12 protein-coding genes and 1 pseudogene are annotated in these 16,128 nt (G+C 62.8%); 6 read left to right on the plus strand and 7 right to left on the minus strand.

Annotated features, from left to right (window positions below; translation table 11 throughout):
* Positions 1-94 precede the first annotated feature (94 nt).
* A complete protein-coding gene (locus tag GEM_RS17235) occupies positions 95-1,633 on the plus strand; it encodes an MFS transporter (RefSeq protein WP_014898642.1) in 1,539 nt (512 codons plus the stop codon).
* 30 nt (positions 1,634-1,663) lie between these two features.
* On the opposite strand, the gene GEM_RS17240 is transcribed toward GEM_RS17235, so the two are convergent.
* The 5 genes from GEM_RS17240 to GEM_RS17255 all read right to left on the minus strand — a co-directional run bounded on the left by GEM_RS17240 (position 1,664) and on the right by GEM_RS17255 (position 8,122).
* Complete coding sequence (locus tag GEM_RS17240) at positions 1,664-3,043, minus strand: efflux transporter outer membrane subunit (RefSeq protein WP_014898643.1); 1,380 nt, start codon at positions 3,041-3,043, stop codon at positions 1,664-1,666.
* 12 nt (positions 3,044-3,055) lie between these two features.
* Positions 3,056-5,053 carry a MacB family efflux pump subunit gene (locus GEM_RS17245; RefSeq protein ID WP_014898644.1) on the minus strand — a complete coding sequence of 666 codons (1,998 nt, stop codon included), beginning with the start codon at positions 5,051-5,053 and terminating at the stop codon, positions 3,056-3,058.
* Positions 5,054-5,055: 2 nt separating this feature from the next.
* Positions 5,056-6,234 (minus strand): macrolide transporter subunit MacA, encoded by a 1,179-nt coding sequence (macA, locus tag GEM_RS17250; protein ID WP_014898645.1) that lies wholly within the window; start codon positions 6,232-6,234, stop codon positions 5,056-5,058.
* Between the two features lie 374 nt (positions 6,235-6,608).
* Positions 6,609-7,376, minus strand: a complete 768-nt coding sequence (locus tag GEM_RS30180; RefSeq protein WP_014898646.1) for a DsbC family protein — start codon at positions 7,374-7,376, stop codon at positions 6,609-6,611.
* Positions 7,373-8,122 (minus strand): DUF3658 domain-containing protein, encoded by a 750-nt coding sequence (locus GEM_RS17255; RefSeq protein ID WP_014898647.1) that lies wholly within the window; start codon positions 8,120-8,122, stop codon positions 7,373-7,375. Before GEM_RS17255 ends, GEM_RS30180 begins: the two co-directional genes overlap by 4 nt.
* Positions 8,123-9,220: 1,098 nt before the next feature.
* Here GEM_RS17255 and GEM_RS17260 point away from each other — a divergent pair.
* Together GEM_RS17260 and GEM_RS17265 are read left to right on the plus strand one after the other, a co-directional pair.
* Positions 9,221-10,348: pseudogene (locus GEM_RS17260) on the plus strand (HdeD family acid-resistance protein); the annotation flags it as partial.
* A 95-nt stretch (positions 10,349-10,443) separates the two neighbouring features.
* A complete protein-coding gene (locus tag GEM_RS17265) occupies positions 10,444-11,022 on the plus strand; it encodes a hypothetical protein (protein ID WP_014898650.1) in 579 nt (192 codons plus the stop codon).
* 224 nt (positions 11,023-11,246) lie between these two features.
* Here the strand turns inward: GEM_RS17265 and GEM_RS17270 are convergent, their stop codons facing one another.
* On the minus strand, positions 11,247-11,882 hold the full coding sequence (locus GEM_RS17270; protein WP_014898651.1) for an isochorismatase family cysteine hydrolase: 636 nt from the start codon (positions 11,880-11,882) through the stop codon (positions 11,247-11,249).
* 32 nt (positions 11,883-11,914) lie between these two features.
* Complete coding sequence (locus tag GEM_RS31330; RefSeq protein ID WP_148283854.1) at positions 11,915-12,163, minus strand: hypothetical protein; 249 nt, start codon at positions 12,161-12,163, stop codon at positions 11,915-11,917.
* A gap of 96 nt (positions 12,164-12,259) precedes the next feature.
* On the opposite strand from GEM_RS31330, the gene GEM_RS17275 reads away from it, so the two are divergent.
* From GEM_RS17275 to dsdC, 3 genes are read left to right on the plus strand one after another with little or no spacing between them, the layout of a single operon-like run.
* On the plus strand, positions 12,260-13,606 hold the full coding sequence (locus GEM_RS17275; RefSeq protein ID WP_014898652.1) for a gluconate:H+ symporter: 1,347 nt from the start codon (positions 12,260-12,262) through the stop codon (positions 13,604-13,606).
* A 34-nt stretch (positions 13,607-13,640) separates the two neighbouring features.
* Positions 13,641-14,993 (plus strand): D-serine ammonia-lyase, encoded by a 1,353-nt coding sequence (gene dsdA / locus GEM_RS17280; RefSeq protein WP_014898653.1) that lies wholly within the window; start codon positions 13,641-13,643, stop codon positions 14,991-14,993.
* Between the two features lie 59 nt (positions 14,994-15,052).
* On the plus strand, positions 15,053-16,048 hold the full coding sequence (gene dsdC / locus GEM_RS17285; protein ID WP_272148429.1) for a DNA-binding transcriptional regulator DsdC: 996 nt from the start codon (positions 15,053-15,055) through the stop codon (positions 16,046-16,048).
* Positions 16,049-16,128 lie beyond the last annotated feature (80 nt).

The following is a 16,128-nucleotide window of genomic DNA, read 5'->3' on the forward strand; positions in this document are numbered from 1 at the left end:
CCGATTCCCGTCCAGCGTGCGTCGCCGTCCGCACGCGGCGCATCCTTCTCACCTGGAGGCGCGCGGCCCGTTGCGGGACCGTCGCGCAATACGCATGACGCTATCCGACTCCCGCAGGAATGCGGTCGCGCTCGCGGCCGTTTGTCTCACGTCGCTGATGTTCGGCCTCGAGATCTCGAGCGTGCCGGTGATCCTGCCGACGCTCGAACACGTACTGCATGGCGATTTCAACGGTATGCAGTGGATCATGAACGCGTACACGATCGCGTGTACCACGGTGCTGATGGCGGCCGGCACGCTCGCCGACCGGTTCGGCCGCAAGCGAGTGTACGTGATCGGCACCGTGCTGTTCGGCGCGACGTCGTTGCTGTGCGGGCTCGCGCCGAACGTGCCGGTGTTGGTCGCGGGCCGGCTGCTGCAGGGCGCGAGCGGCGGCGCGATGCTGATCTGCCAGATCGCGGTGCTGTCGCACCAGTTCCGCGAAGGGCGCGAGCGCGGCCGTGCGTTCGGGATCTGGGGGATCGTGTTCGGGATCGGCCTCGGCTTCGGGCCGATCGTCGGCGGCGCGATCGTCGCGCTGGCGAGCTGGCCGTGGGTGTTTCTCGTCCATGCGCCGCTCGCGGCCGTTGCGCTCGTGCTGATCGGTGGCGCGGTGCGGGAGTCGCGCGATCCGCATGCGGGCACGCTCGACGTCGCGGGCATCGTCACGCTGTCGCTCGCCGTGCTCGGTCTCGCGTTCTACATCACGCAAAGCGCCGAGCTCGGGCTCACGAGCGCGGCCGGCCTCGGCGTGCTCGGCGCGACCGTGCTTGCGCTGGCCGGCTTCTTCGTCGCGGAGCGCGTGAGCGCGCGACCGATGTTCGACTTCTCGGTGTTCCGGATTCGCGCATTCACCGGCGCGATCTTCGGTTCGATGGGGATGAACTTCAGCTTCTGGCCGTTCATGATCTACCTGCCGATCTGGTTCCAGGTCGCGCTCGGCTACGACAGCGTGACGGCCGGCCTCGCACTGCTCGCGTACACGTTGCCGACGCTCGTCGCGCCGCCGTTCGGCGAGCGGCTCGCGCTGCGCTACGGGCCGGGCGTCGTGATTCCGGGTGGGCTTTTCACGATCGCGGCGGGCTTCGCGCTGATGCGGGTCGGCGGTGGCGTCGAGCATGCCACCTGGCTGACGATGCTGCCCGGCTGCGTGATCGCCGGCATCGGGCTCGGGCTCACCAACACGCCGGTCACGAACACGACGACGGGTGCGGTGCCGAGTTCGCGGGCCGGGATGGCGTCGGGTATCGACATGAGCGCGCGGATGATCTCGCTCGCGCTGAACATCGCGGCGATGGGCTTCGTGCTGGTCGCGGGGATCGTCGCGAGCCTGAAGGCCGGGGTCGCGGGTGCGGTCGATGCGGCGGCGCTGCGCACGCTTGCGCAGGAGATCGCGTCGGGACGCACCGACGGGCTGCAGGCGATCGCACCGGCGCTCGCGCAGGCGGACCCGACCGGCACGGCGCTGCACGCGGCACTCGTGCACGGGTTCGGCTGGGTGATGGTGTACGGCGCGGCCGGCGTGGCCGTGCTCGCGACGGCGAGCGCGGTGGCGTTCGCGCCGGGGCGGCGCAGGGCGGCGGTGTGTGAATGATGTGTGCGGGGCGCGGCGTGGGGCCGCTGGTCAGGACGTGCCGCCGCCTAGGGCCTGGTACAGCGTCATCTGGTTGTTGAGTTGGTTCAGCCGCGTCAGCTCGTCGGCGCTTTGCGCGTCCCTTAGCCGCTGCTGCTGGTCGAGCCACGGCTGCACGGCGGTCGCGCCGGACGCGAATTGCGCCGCGGCCAGCCGTTCTGCGCGCTGCGCCTGCGTCAGCGACAGAGCACGCTGTTCGGCCTCGCGTGCGAGCTGTACGCGCGCCGACAGCGCGTTCTCGACTTCCGCGAGCGCGGTGTAGAGCCGCTGCCGGAAGCCGACGACGGTTTCCTCGTACTGTGTCTTCGAGACCTTGATCTGCAGTTGCATCGCGTTCCACTGGATGAACGGCAGCGCGAGGCCGAGCCCGAGCGTACCGACCGGGTTCGCGAGCACGCGCTCGAGGCTCGTGCTCGAGGTGCCGGCGTTGCCGGTCAGCGTGAAGGTCGGGTAGAAGCTCGTGCGGGTCGCATCGACCTGCGCGAGCGATTCGCGTATCCGGAACTCCGCCGCGCGCAGGTCCGGGCGGCGGCCGAGCAGGCTGGCGGGCAGGCCGGCCGCGACCTCGGGCGGCGCCGCGTCGGGCAGGGCCGACGGTTCGGCCGCGAGTTGCTGCGGCGGCCGGTCGAACAGGATCGCGAGCGCGTGACGGTTCTCCGTGCGTTGCTGGATTAGCTGCGTCTGCGCCGCGCGTTGTGCGGCCAGGTTCTGTTCGGCCTGCGCGAGGTCGAGCCCCGACACGGCGCCGGCCGTGTGGCGCGACCGCACGATCACGAGCGTGCCCACTGCATACGCGATGTTCGCGTCGCCGAGCGCGATCTGCCGATTCAGATAGCCGAGCCGCCAGTACAGCGACGCGGTCGTGCCGATTAGCGACAACCGCGCCGCTTCGAGATCGGCGGCGGTCGCATCGGCTTCCCAGCGTGCGGTGTCGCGCAACGCGGCGAGCCGGCCCCACAGGTCAATTTCGTAGCTGAGCGAACCGGTGATGCCGCTCGACCGGCTCATCCGGTGCGTATCGAGCGTGCGCGACACGCCGCCGTTCGCGCCAAGCGAAACCGTGGGCGCCAGGTTCGTATCGACGAACCCGGCCTGCAGTTGCGCGCGGTACACGCGGATCGCCGCGATCGCGAGATCGTTGTTCGCGCGCAGTGCATCGTCGATGAGCGCGTCGAGCTGCGGATCACCGAAGCTGCGCCACCAGTCGCGCGTCGCGGCCGGCGCATCGGCGGACACCGGCGCCGCCCAGTTCGCGGGCATCGCGACCACGGGCAGAGGCGCGTGGCGCGCGCCCGCACAGCCGGCCAGCAGCGCTGCCGCGCACGCGAAGGCGAAGGCGCCGAAGCGGCGAAACGATGAGGAGTGCGTCATGGGCAGGCTCCGTCAGTCGCGCGCGAGCGCATCGATCGGATCGAGCCGCGACGCGTTGCGCGCGGGCATGAAACCGAAGATCACGCCGATGAGCGTCGAGCAGACGAACGCGGTGACGATCGCGCTGGCGGAGAACACCATCTTCCATTGCGCGACGAACATCGAGAACACGGCGCCGAGCCCGAACGACAGCGCGATCCCGATCGTGCCGCCGAGCAGGCAGACGAGCACGGCCTCGACGAGGAACTGCTGCAGAATGTCGGACTGCCGCGCGCCGACCGCCATCCGGATGCCGATTTCGCGCGTACGCTCGGTGACCGACACGAGCATGATGTTCATTACGCCGATCCCGCCGACGACGAGCGAGATCACCGCGATCAGCGACAGCAGCAGCGTCAGCGACTGGCCGGTCTTCTCGACGGTCTTGACCACGCTGTCCATGTTGTACGTGAAGAAGTCCTTGCGACCGTGGCGCTGGATCATCAGTTTCTCGAGGCTTTTTTCGGCGGCGGCGCTCGGTTGCCCGTCGCGCACGCGCACGGTGATGCTGTCCAGATAGCGCTGGCCGAACAGCCGGCCGCTCGCAGTCGTGTAAGGCACCCACACGTTCAGGCTTTTCACGCTGCCGAACACGCTCTTCTTGTCGGCCGTGACGCCGATCACGACGCACGGCACGTTGTCGACCAGGATCACTTCGCCGATCGGATTGCCGGTCGCGCCGGACAGCTTGCGGCGCGTGTTCTCGTCGATCACGGCCACCTGCGCCTGACGGCGTACTGCTTCGTCGTCGAACGCGATGCCGCGCGCGAACTGCATGCCGCGCGCCTGGAAGAAACGGTCGCCGACGCCGCTCACGAGCGCGTTCACGTCGATGTTGCGATAGCGCAGCAGCAGCGTGCGCGACGTTTCGGGCGTCGCGCTGTCGACGTACGGTTGCTCGGCGAGCGCGGCGACATCGGCGGGCACGAGCGTCTGGATCGAGTCGGCGCGGTTGTCGCCCCAGTCAGTGCCCGGATAGAGGTTGATCGTGTTCGTGCCGATGCTGCCGATTTCGTCGAGCATGTAGCGCTTCGCGCCTTCGCCGATCGCGACGATCGACACGACCGACGTGATGCCGATGATGATACCGAGCATCGTCAGCAGCGTGCGCAACCGGTGCGACACGAGCGCGATCCACGCCATCCGGAAGGCTTCGGCGAAGCGGCCGGTACTGGCGGTGAAGCGCCGCGCACGGGTGTCGCGTGCGGCTGGCGGTAGCGTGTCGTCGCCGTCGTGCGTGGGCGCCGCGTCGATCGCCGCTTCGGCGAGCGCCTCGGCGTAATGGCGATTCGGCCGGTCGGAGACGATCTCGCCGTCGCTGATCTCGATGATGCGCCGCGCATGGCGCGCGACGGCCTTGTCGTGCGTGACGATGACGATCGTGTGGCCGAGTGCGTTCAGCTCGTGCAGGATGCGTAGCACGTCCTGGCCGCTTTTCGTATCGAGCGCGCCCGTCGGTTCGTCGGCAAGGATCACCTGGCCGCCATTCATCAGCGCGCGTGCGATGCTCACGCGCTGCTGCTGGCCGCCCGACAGCTGACCGGGCCGATGATGCGCGCGATCGGCGAGTCCGAGGCGCGCGAGCAGTGCGCGTGCCCGCGTGTGCCGTTCGATGCGCGCGGCGCCCGCATAGATCGCCGGCATCTCGAGGTTCGCGACGGCGTCGACGTGCGGCAGCAAGTGATAACGCTGGAACACGAAGCCGAAATGCTCGCGGCGCAGTTGCGCGAGCTCGTCGCTGTCGAGCATGTGCGTGTCGCGACCGCCGACCGTGTAGATGCCTTCGCTTGGATGATCGAGGCAGCCGAGGATGTTCATCAGCGTCGATTTGCCGGACCCCGACGCGCCGACGATCGCGACGATCTCGCCCGCGTCGATCGAAATGGTCACGTTGTTCAGGACGACGACATCCTTGTCGCCAGCCGGGAAGCGCCGCGTGACGGCGGCGAGTTTCAGCAGGGGAGTGTTCATCGTCACACCACGTCCGCGAGCGGCGCGTGCTCGTCCGCGGCGGCTTCGCCGATCACGACGCGCTCGCCGTCCTTCAGACCCGCTAGCACCTCGACGCGCACGTTGTTGTTGATGCCGATGCGCACCGCGCGCGCTTCGGTGCTGCCGTCGGCGCGAAGCACGCGAACCGAGTAGGTGCCGTCTTTGTGTTTCTCGCCGAGCGCGGCGGTTGGCATGCTGAGGGCGTTGCGCGCGTTGTCGAGCACGATGCTGACCTGCGTCGTCATCGAGATGCGCAGACGATGCTCGGGATTCGGCACTTCGAACAGCGCGTTGTAAAACACGGCGCTGTTCGACTTCGCGCCGCCGCCAAGCGTACTCTGCGCATCGGCGTAGTTCTGCGGCGCCGGCTCGATCGCACGCAGCTTGCCGTAGTGCCGCTTGTCTGGTTCGCCGAGGATCGTGAAATACGCAGTCTGCCCGGCACGCACACGGATCACATCGGCTTCTGAGATCTGCGCCTTGACGGTCATTGTGTCGAGATCGGCGAGTTTCAGGATCACCGGTGCCTGCTGTTGTGCGATCACGGTCTGGCCTTCCTGCGTGACGATCGCGACGACCTCGCCGTCGATCGGCGCGACGATGCGTGTATAGCCGACGTTGGCCTGCGCGGTCTCGATCTGGATGCGCGCAGAGCGGATCTGCGCGGCGAGCGACGCGAGTGCCGCTCGCTGTACGTCGAGCGCCGCACGTGCTGCCTCGAAGGCTTCGCGCGACGTCGCATCGTCGGGCAGCATCGCCTGCTGGCGACGGAATGCGAGTTCGGCCTGAGTGAGCTGCGCGGCGGTCGATTGTTGCTGCGCGCGCAGACTTTCCTCGCTGGCGCGCGCCTGGCGCAGTGCATTCTCGGAAATCACGGGATCGATTTCGGCGAGCCATTGGCCCTTGACGACCTTGTCGCCGAGCTTTGCCTTCAGCGTTTTCAACTGCCCCGACACCTGCGCACCAACGTCGACCTGCTTGAACGCCTGCAGCGCACCAGTCGCGAGTACTGCGTTTTCGAGATCGTTGCGCGTGACGTGTGCAGTCAGGTACTGCGGATGCTTGTTTGGCGCGAATATCGTTAGGGCTACGACGGTGGCGATGGCGACGACACTGCTGATGGTCAGCACAATGAGTCTGCGGCGGATCTTCTGATTCATGACAATGCGGCGGTGATGAGTCGGGCGTCGGCAGTGTGGATGGCCAATCGGGATGATCTAGCTAGCGAGGCATGCGGTGCAGTTCGATCGAAGCAGAGTCGGGCAGGTATCGCGTGGCGGTGCCCATTCGAGTCGGTCGGTTATGGTAATCGAGGTAATTTCGTGAATTCGTGTAGGAATTGTGCCGAACTGTGCCGATTGCATCGCCTGAACGGAATTTGAGCTTTTCCATTGTTGCAATCTGTGAAATAGACAGGCAAATGCACGGGAGCAACGCGCAGTGGCAGAGTGGCTTCTCTCCGAGGTAAGCGCGAACGACCAAGGAACGTTTCTTACAACTCTAGGAGCGCGCCGAGGTTGGGCGATCGACGTGATTATTTTCGATCAATCTTTTCGGTCAGATCTTTTCTGGAAATAAATCCAGCGGTTCTTTCGCCAGAAGGCAGGAATGTGGTGGGTGTTCCCTTGATGTTGAGCTTCTTTCCCAGTGAAAGGAGTTCGTTGGTGATGGCTGGCTGACATGCTCTGCGAGGAGCAGTGATTTTTCCTTTTTGAATCCATTGCCTCCATGCCAGTGATCGGTTGTCGGCGCAAAGAATCATTCCAGACTTGATGACTGAGTCAGCGGAAAGGATGGGGTACAGGAAAATATATATGGTTGAGTTTGGGATCTTGTTCAGCTCGGGACTCATTTTCTTGCAAAATGAGCAGTTTGGATCGAAGAATGTGGCGATCACTCGTGCTCCGGTTCCGTTTTTTATCTTTATTGCGTGCTGAAATGGTAGGTCATTGATATTTATGTTGTTAATCTTATTAAATCGAATTTCCGTCAGATTTTCCTGGCTGATGGTGTCGAATATGTTCCCGATGATGATGTGCGAGCCGGATGGATTGCTATAAAAAATCCGGGAATCCGCGGTGATTTCATATAAACCATTAATTTCAGATGGGGCGACAGTCTCTATTTTTAATTCCGGGATTTTTATTTGTAAGATTCGCCTCAGATTTTCTTCTTCCTGAACGGCGACGGCGTTCACGTGCACTGTGGCGAGAACGATCGTCAGGAGTGGCGCGGCGTATAGTCTCAGATTATTCGGCATGGTACGTAAGAGCTGTAATTTGGGCGGGTGGCGAACTGTCATGCGCTCGTTGCCCGTATTAGAGTTTGTGCGATGCTGACGTTGGCTTGCTTTTCTATGGCGCCGCTCAAGCAAAGTTTCTCGAGGTGATGATAAATAAATATGTCTCCCGGGAATGCCTGCTTCTCTGAATCAAGTTTTTCCATTATGCGTAATGCAACTATCGGGGCTGGTTCCCATTCCTTGGTTATGAAATTGATGATGTATTTGTCGAAATGCGATGACGCGAATGACTGGATTTTTCCAGTGCAGTCGATCAGTCTAAAGTCCGAATTTTCGTTGGTTAGGGCATCCCATTCTTGGATGTAATGTTTGATGTCGCGCACCTTTTTCTCCGCTGCATCGTCGAGAAAAATGGCGAGGTCGTGGAAATTCACGGTGGAGTTGGTCGCGTTTTCGGGAAGCGAGATCAAGAAAAATTCTCGCATTCTTTGAGAGCTCGTCCAATGTATAAAATTCGCATATTCGTCTGACGATAGAGGGTTTACCCATGCGAAAATTTTTGCGCCTTGGTCGATGGCCTGGGCGTTGGTCGATAAATTTTCCGGAACATAGCCAAAATTCTCGGAAAACCATGCCGAAAGAGTTTTGGTGTTGCGTTCCTTGAGCGGACCGAGATGCCAGTCTCCACCAATAAGAACACATGATTCAGTAAAATTTCTTTTTGAAACTGCGGATGAAATGATATTGAAGGACGTGTTCGAAAATGTTGCGTGGACTATATTTTTATCATCTTTGCTTTGAGTCATTTGAATTCCTCAATTTGAAGGGAAGGTTGCAGATTCGTCGCGAACGGACGATGGTATTGGCAAGGTTGAGGAATTTGGGGTCGACCAGTGTTGGCGCTCGCGACGAAATGAATCATTGTTTCTATACGGCGCAACCGGTTATCCTCGGCCACCACCCATTCGAGCGATTGCAGTTGTTCAAACAATCCCCGCATCGCGTCATGCCGGCGGTACTGCCAGGTCTGCTGCCGTACCGTTGGATACACATTGTGTAAAAGACAGTGCAGCTTGTAAATGCGCGTTGATTCGAATTGTTCGGGCCTTCGAGGATTTTGTTGGCAAGCCCTTCTGCGGCGGCGATGCCGGGATGGAGCATGGTAATTGCTATGCCAAAGGTGACGGCGATCGATCTGACGCTCTTTCTTGTGAAGAAGCTTTGCTTGGAATGCATCTAAACCTCCTTTGTAGCGGGTTGAGGGGGGTAATTTATTGATGCGGGACTGGTTAATTTTTGAGATTTTCGTTTCGGTTTCAAATTTGGATTCCTGTGTTAGACAGGTTAATTATTTTGTTGGCTGTCTTTCAAGTGATTATTTTTTTGAGAAAAGAAAATTGTTGCTGACTGTGATATTGCAAACTTTGTTAAATTTAAGCTGGTGTGTGTCTATTGGTTTGTGTTTTCCGAAAGACGGCGCAAGCGTGGGTTCAGTGTGACCGCAGAACCCGGAGAGCGGCAGGGTCGACGTTTTTTGAGGGTTCGGACGGCGAATGGAAGGCGCCGATTGCGAAGGGCTTGGATCTCGAGTCGCGCGTGGCCGAAGCAGCGAGAGTGTTAGCCATCGACGGTGAATACATCGAATAGGCGACGCTCGCGTAGGGCTGGCATGTTGGGGCGAATCGACACGACGCGCAGAGTGGTCGTGCCGGTGTTGAGTTCGACGCTCGGCGACTCAGTAAGTCTTGTCGGCCGCACGTGGTCTTCTTGCGCAGGATTTCGCGCGCCGCGTAGCGGCTATAGATTCACCGAACAGGCTGTGGAAATTGTGACCACCGTTTGGTGCGTGTTACCGCTGCGCCGCAACGATCGCCATCATCGGCCGTTCGCGCTCTTCGTCGAGCGCGGGCCATCACCACGGCCATTTCCTGCTGTCGATGATCTTCGGCACGCTGTTCCTCGTCGACGGGTTGCTGCAGTGCACGTCCGCGTGGATGGTGCGCTACCGGCGCTGGCACGTCGCGTTCGGGTGGGGCGTCGTCGAAATCCTGCTCGCGATCTTCTTCTACCAGCCGTACCCGACCCACTATGTGGGCACCGTGCCGTACTGCCTCGGCTTGCTGCTGACGTTCGGCGGGATGCACATGCTGAGCCTCGCCGCGCGCGTGCGGCGGCTGACACGCAACCCCGCGTTCGTCATGTCGTCGGCGCCGGCGATCCTGCCAGACATCGACGTGGCGCCCGACATCCCGCGGTTCACGCAAGCTGACTGGGACGGCCCGCCGGCCGACCACGAGCACGCGCTCACTGTGCACGTGTGGACGCCGACCGGCACGTCGAAGGCCGAAGCGCAGCGCTATTCGGTGATCGACCGCTACATCGCGGCGGTGGACGTCAACGGTGTGATCTCGACCGGCCACGCGGCGCTGGAGTCGCCCGAAGGCATCTACATCAGCCTGTATCCGGCCGTCGAGATCGATCGTTCTCCGGACGAATTCACCCGGCTCCTGCGCGCGACCCGCGAGAACGACGTGCCGGGCCTGTTCCAGCCCGACTATGCGACCGAGTCGAACGCATGGTGCCCGTCGACCGTGCGCGTCCGGATTCGCAACTACGATCCGGCGAAGCTGGACGCGTTCTGGTCGTCGTACCGGCAGACCGTCACCTACAACCTCACGCATCGCAACTGCTCGAGCACCGTGTCGAACGCGCTCGAAGCCGCGCTCGACGGCGCGGTGTGGCGGCTCAAGGGTGAGCGGGCCGGGTGGGGCGCATTCGTCCGGCTGCTGCTCACGCCCGAGCTGTGGGTGGCCGCGCAGATCCGCAAGCGCGCGGTGACGATGGCATGGACGCCCGGCCTCACGCTCGACTATGCGCGTGCGCTCAGCATGCTGGCCGATCCGCGGCCGTTCGCGTGGTGGCAGGTCGCGCGCTCGGCCGTGACGGCGATCATGGCGTCGCGCCGCGCGTGGCGCGAGCAGGACAGTGCGGCGCTGTCGCAGGGTGGATCGGAAGCCGCGTCGATGAAATAATCACGGGGCGCCGGACGAGGGCCCGGCGCGACATAGGCCACCGCCGGGCGATCCGGCGCCGTGGCACGCCATCAGAACCCGCATGACGAACAACAATGAAACCGACGAGTGCATTCCGCATCCTGATTCCCGTTTCCCTGGCGCTGGCGGGCGCCGGTCTCGTGCAGGCGAGCGTCGACGAGATGCCGCGCATGAGCAATGACGTCTATCGCACGTCGGTGTCGTTTTGCTCGAACGTCGCGGCCGACCGGAAGATCGAATGCCAGGGCGACATGATCGCCGCGGGCAGCCGGATCGTCGCGGTGATCGGTGGCCTGCCGCCGTCGTCCGCCGTCACGATCGACGAAGCCGCGCGGGGCATGCTGCCGGCGGCGGAGCGCAAGGGGCTCGCGCCGGTCGAGGCCGGCGCGATCGACAAGGACGACGATCTGGCCGGGCTGGCCGGCATGGTGCGGCTCTGCGACGTGTACGAATCCGCACCGGCGTCGCGCGCCCGGCATCACGCGGCGCTGAAGCAGCAGGCGCCGGACGCGGCGCCGGGCGTCGAGGCACTGCTGGCCGATGCGTCGACGGTGGCGCGCCAGCGCGTGAGCATTGGCGTGTGGCAGATCCTCGCGCTCGAAGGCCCCGAGGCGGCCGTGCGCGCCTGCACGCAGCTCGGCAGCGGGTCGTGAGTGCCGGCGTGCCGTTGGCGCGTGCCGTTCGACCGTCGATGAGCCGGCGCCGCTAGCGCGGCGTCCGTGGCGAACGCCGACGATCAGCCGCTCACGATCGTGGCCGGCCTGACCCGCACCGGCTTGCCCAGGGACGTGTCCGACGTCGGGCGTATATATCGCGAAGTAATGCGGGCTGCGCCGGCCGGGACGGTTCCGGCCGGCGTGGCGTGGACGTCGCGCGTCTACGTGAGCAAGCGCAGCGCGTCCGCGAGCGCCAGCACTGTCGTGCGCGTCTCAAACGCGGTCGCGAACAGATGCTCGTGCACGACCTGATCCGGGTCGTAGCAGCAGTCCTTCACCGTATAGAGCCGGAAATCGGCATCGCTTGCGTGCGCAACCGACGACAGCACGACGCCGGTCGATGCGATCCCGACCAGGATCAGCGTATCGATACCCTGCGCGACGAGCTGCGCCTGCAGGTCGGTGCCGAAGAACACGCTCGCGCGATGCGCGACGATCAGCGGCTCGCTGTCCCGCCGGCCGAGTTCCGGCGACGGGCCGTCGTCGACGAACAAGCCGAGCTGCTTGATGCCTTGCCCGTTCTTGTTGCGCGGACTGACTTCCGGATAGCCGGGGCTGAAGCGGAGATTGGCGAAACAGACGTGCACGCCGCCGGCGCGCGCCGCATCGCACAGCTTGCGCGTATTGGCGAGCAGGGTGGGCGCGACCGATGGAAAGAGGCCGAGGATGTCGGTCTGGTAGTGCATCACCACCAGCGCGGTCTGCGCGGGCACGATCGGCGGAATTGGCGCGGGCGTGCGGCCGTCCGCGCCTGCGTGGTGAGTCGTTTCGAGATCTGAAGCGTGTTCCGGTTGCATGACTGATGCTCTCCCATGAGTCACTTCGGTGGTTACATCGGTGTTTTCAGAAAATCGACCGCTCCGCACACGTCGTCAACCAGCGCGAGCGTGCTTGCACGATGGAAATACAAACGCGCATTCGAACCCATCGGCACCGACCGGACGGGGGGCGCCACGCCGCTCCTGACATCCTGAATCGCCCATATACGCGCCTGAAGCCGCGCGGCCGATTCCTGCAACCACGCGTCTGGTCCTGCCTGGACGGTTGAATCCAGATCAGCCGTTGGCTGACGATTCATCGTTTGTCGTTCCCCGGATTCACATGTCAAATGTGGCCGCCTCACCTCCCGAGATGGGGAGCGGCGCGAATTTCAATTCAAACAACAGGAGACATCGTGGACGGAAGTACGGAATTGCTACTGGTTTTGTTCGCGGCGATTGCATTGATCGTCGTGCTGATCGTCAAAGTCCGTATTCATGCATTTCTGGCGTTGCTCGCAGCCTGCTTCGTCGTCGGCGTCGGTTCGGGCATGCCGCTATCAAGCATCGTCGCATCGTTCGAGAAAGGCATGGGCGGAACGTTGGGTTTTCTCGCAGCGATTATAGGACTGGGCAGCATCCTCGGAAAAATGCTGGAGGAGTCAGGTGGCGCCGAACGCATTGCCCAGACGCTGCTCGCCCGTCTCGGCCACCAGCGGGCCTCCTGGGTCATGATGCTGGTCGGATTCATCGCGGGTATCCCGGTGTTCTTCGAGGTCGGGTTTGTCTTGCTGATCCCGTTGGTCTATGTCGTCGCGCGCGAGACGAAGATCAACCTGCTCTATCTGGGCGTGCCGCTGGCAGTATCGCTGATGGCAGTGCACTGCATGCTCCCCCCGCATCCTGCCGCCATGGCCGTTACCGGCATGCTGGGCGCGGATGTCGGGAAAGTCGTCTTGTACGGACTGGTCGTGGGTCTGCCGACCGCCGCGATTGCCGGTCCGCTCTGGATCAGCTGGGTCTGCAAGCGTGGTGCGTCTTCGGATCAACATGCGTTCCTCGCCGGCCACGGAGACGTGCAAGACGAGGTGCGCGCCCTGCCTGGTTTCGGCATTACGCTGCTGACCATCGCATTGCCCCTCGTGTTGATGGTGGCAAGGACGCTGACGTCGAGCCTGCCGAATGTCCCGTTCGTCGCGAAGCTCTTCGCCTTCGTTGGCAATCCTCTGACCGCGCTCGCTATCGCAGTCGTATTCGCCTATTGGTCCCTCGGCATTCGTCGCGGCGCAACGATGGCAAGCATGCTGCAAAGCACCCAGAAAAGCTTCCCGCCGTTGGCCGGCATTTTGCTGATCATCGGCGCGGGTGGCGCGTTCAACGGCATGTTGATTGACAGTGGCATTGGTCAGGTGCTCGCAGGCAAGCTGGCCCATTCCGACCTGAACCCGATCTTTCTCGCATGGCTGGTGGCCGGACTGATGCACTTCGCCGTCGGTTCCGCCACGGTCGCGATGATGAGTGCTGCGGGCATGGTGGCGCCGCTGCTCGCCAGTCATCCGACGCTACGGCCAGAGATCATGGTCATCGCCGTTGGGGCGGGTGCCATCGGGTGGACGCACGTGACCGACTCGGCATTCTGGGTGGTCAAGGAGTATCTCGGCGTCTCGCTGTCCGAGGCTTTGAAGAAGTTTTCCGCGAGCACCACGCTCGCATCGGTAATAGCGCTTGGGCTGACGCTCTTGTTGTCGACCCTTGTTCACTAAGTCAGCCATTCATATTCGAGCCGCGAAGAAGATCATGATTGCAGGAAAATCTGTTGAACAGTGGAAGGAAAGCCACCCGCTTCTCGACATCCTCGTCGAATTGAGAGAGACCGCCTGGTTCAATCCCGAGGTACGGCCAACCGAGGAAGCACTGACCGACGTAGGGCTGACGGCGGCGGACGTCGACGATGCCCGCGCCAGGCTCGTGCGGTTTGCGCCGTACATCGCGCGCGTCTTTCCGCAAACTGCGGAGGCAGGCGGAATCATCGAGTCCGAGATCCGATCGGTGCCCCGGCTTCAGGAGACGCTCGCCGCCCGATATGGCATCGCGTTGCCGGGGCAGCTTTGGCTGAAGCTCGATAGTCATTTGCCGATTTCCGGATCGATCAAGGCGCGCGGTGGCATCTACGAGGTGCTGAAGCACGCCGAAGACCTCGCATTGGCGGCTGGCCTGCTGACACGCGACGACGATTATGCGAGGCTGGACAGCGAAGCCTTCCGCGCTTTTTTCGGCATGCATCGCATTGCCGTGGGATCCACCGGGAATCTGGGGCTGTCTATCGGGATCATGGCGGCGACACTCGGTTTCAACGTGTCCGTTCATATGTCGGCCGACGCACGACAATGGAAAAAGGACAGGCTGCGCAGCCATGGCGTGACGGTTGTCGAGCACGCGTCGGATTACAGCGTGGCCGTACGTGAAGGCCGAAAGCAGGCGGAACTGGACCCTGCGTGCCACTTCGTCGACGACGAGAACTCGCGGAATCTGTTCCTTGGGTATGCGGTAGCGGCAAGCCGGCTCGGGTCCCAGCTGGCCGCTGCAGGCATCGTCGTGGACGCCCGGCATCCGCTGTTCGTCTATCTGCCTTGCGGTGTCGGCGGCGGTCCCGGTGGCGTGGCGTTTGGACTGAAGCTGCTGTTTGGCGATGCAGTGCACTGCATTTTCGCGGAACCCACGCATTCGCCGTGCATGTTGCTTGGTGTATACACTGGCTTGCACGACGCAATATCGGTACAAGACTTGGGAATCGACAACGTGACGGCGGCGGACGGCCTGGCGGTTGGAAGACCGTCCGGCTTCGTCGGGAAAGCGATGCAGCGGCTGCTGGACGGCTACTACACGGTCGATGACGAGGAACTCTACGCGTTGCTTGCCCTGGTTGCGCAACGAGAGAATGTCCGGCTCGAGCCTTCGGCTCTGGCAGGCGTTCCGGGCATCGCGCGCGTGCTCGGACCGGATCAGGGCCCGTACCGCGCCCGCATGCAGATGGATTCGAGCGTGCTGGCGAACGCCACGCATCTCGCGTGGGCGACCGGCGGCAGCATGGTTCCGGAAGAGGAGATGGTCGACTACCTCGCCAGGGGCCGGAAAGCGCTCGCACGCTGACCAGTGAGCCGCACCGGTTCCCTGGTGTCACGCACCGGCAAGGTCGACCGACGAAGGGAATGGACATCATGTACAACCTGCCGCCGCGGATCGCGAATCGGCTCGACGGCAGCCAATTCGCGAACCTTCATACGTTCCTGGTCGTGGCTCGCCATATGAGCTTCCTGCGCGCTGCCGAGGAGCTATGTCTGACCGCCAGCGCGGTCAGCCATCGCATCAGGAGGCTCGAAGACGCGTTGGAGATGCGGCTGTTTCAACGCCTGACGCGCAAAATTTCCCTCACGCCGGAGGGAGAGCGCCTGTTCAGGATCTTGCAGCGGACCATGAGCGAGCTTGCGGCGGCGCTCGAGCCGGCAACGGCGGCGACCATCGAGGGACGGTTGACCGTGTACGCCCGGCCGTCCGTTGCGCGATGCTGGCTGGTGCCTCAACTGGCAGAGTTCTCGGCAATTTATCCCGGTCTGTCGATCGATCTCAGGGTCGGGAATGAGAACGTGGACTTCAGGACGCAACATATCGATGTGGCCGTCGATTATGCGAACGGCGAATTTCCCGGTCTCGTCGTCCATAAGCTGATGGACGAGAGAATGGCGCCGGTATGCAGCCCGGAGTATGCCAAGCGCCATCGGCTGATCGGGAACCCCGACAACATCGTCGAATGCACGCTGTTGCACGATTCGCTTGCGTGGAATCATGCGTCCTGCCAGGCGGAATGGGCGCTGTGGGCAAGCCAGAACATGCCGAACCTCGAATTGCCGGAACGCGGATTCAGCTTTGATCAGTCTGATTTGTGCGTCATCGCAGCGTTGAATAACGTCGGCATTGCGATGGGCCGTCAACGTCTGGTACAAAAGCGCATCGACGACGGCGAACTGATTCTGCCATTCGGCGAGTTTTCACAGCGTAGTCCCTACAGCTACTATCTTGTGCATACTCCGGATTCCGAACTACCGCTGCGAACCGCCGTCTTCGTCGCATGGCTCAGCGAAAGGGCGACGCTGACATCACGACTCTCGGAATCGCAGGTTTCCGGCGTCCGCCGCGAGCAATCGTGATGGCATGGTGCGATCGGATCAGCCGTACATGAGCGGCGACAGCGGGTCGGTCGCTTGGCCGGTGCGCCGGAAAGCGACCG

Source organism: Burkholderia cepacia GG4, assembly GCF_000292915.1.
Lineage (GTDB): Bacteria > Pseudomonadota > Gammaproteobacteria > Burkholderiales > Burkholderiaceae > Burkholderia > Burkholderia cepacia_D.

Coding starts and splice junctions, on each gene's coding strand:
- GEM_RS17235 (WP_014898642.1), top strand. CDS start 95: ATGACGCTATCCGACTCCCGCAGGAATGCGGTCGCGCTCGCGGCCGTT.
- GEM_RS17240 (WP_014898643.1), bottom strand. CDS start 3,043: ATGACGCACTCCTCATCGTTTCGCCGCTTCGGCGCCTTCGCCTTCGCG.
- GEM_RS17245 (WP_014898644.1), bottom strand. CDS start 5,053: ATGAACACTCCCCTGCTGAAACTCGCCGCCGTCACGCGGCGCTTCCCG.
- macA (WP_014898645.1), bottom strand. CDS start 6,234: ATGAATCAGAAGATCCGCCGCAGACTCATTGTGCTGACCATCAGCAGT.
- GEM_RS30180 (WP_014898646.1), bottom strand. CDS start 7,376: ATGACAGTTCGCCACCCGCCCAAATTACAGCTCTTACGTACCATGCCG.
- GEM_RS17255 (WP_014898647.1), bottom strand. CDS start 8,122: ATGACTCAAAGCAAAGATGATAAAAATATAGTCCACGCAACATTTTCG.
- GEM_RS17265 (WP_014898650.1), top strand. CDS start 10,444: ATGAAACCGACGAGTGCATTCCGCATCCTGATTCCCGTTTCCCTGGCG.
- GEM_RS17270 (WP_014898651.1), bottom strand. CDS start 11,882: ATGCAACCGGAACACGCTTCAGATCTCGAAACGACTCACCACGCAGGC.
- GEM_RS31330 (WP_148283854.1), bottom strand. CDS start 12,163: ATGAATCGTCAGCCAACGGCTGATCTGGATTCAACCGTCCAGGCAGGA.
- dsdA (WP_014898653.1), top strand. CDS start 13,641: ATGATTGCAGGAAAATCTGTTGAACAGTGGAAGGAAAGCCACCCGCTT.
- dsdC (WP_272148429.1), top strand. CDS start 15,053: ATGGACATCATGTACAACCTGCCGCCGCGGATCGCGAATCGGCTCGAC.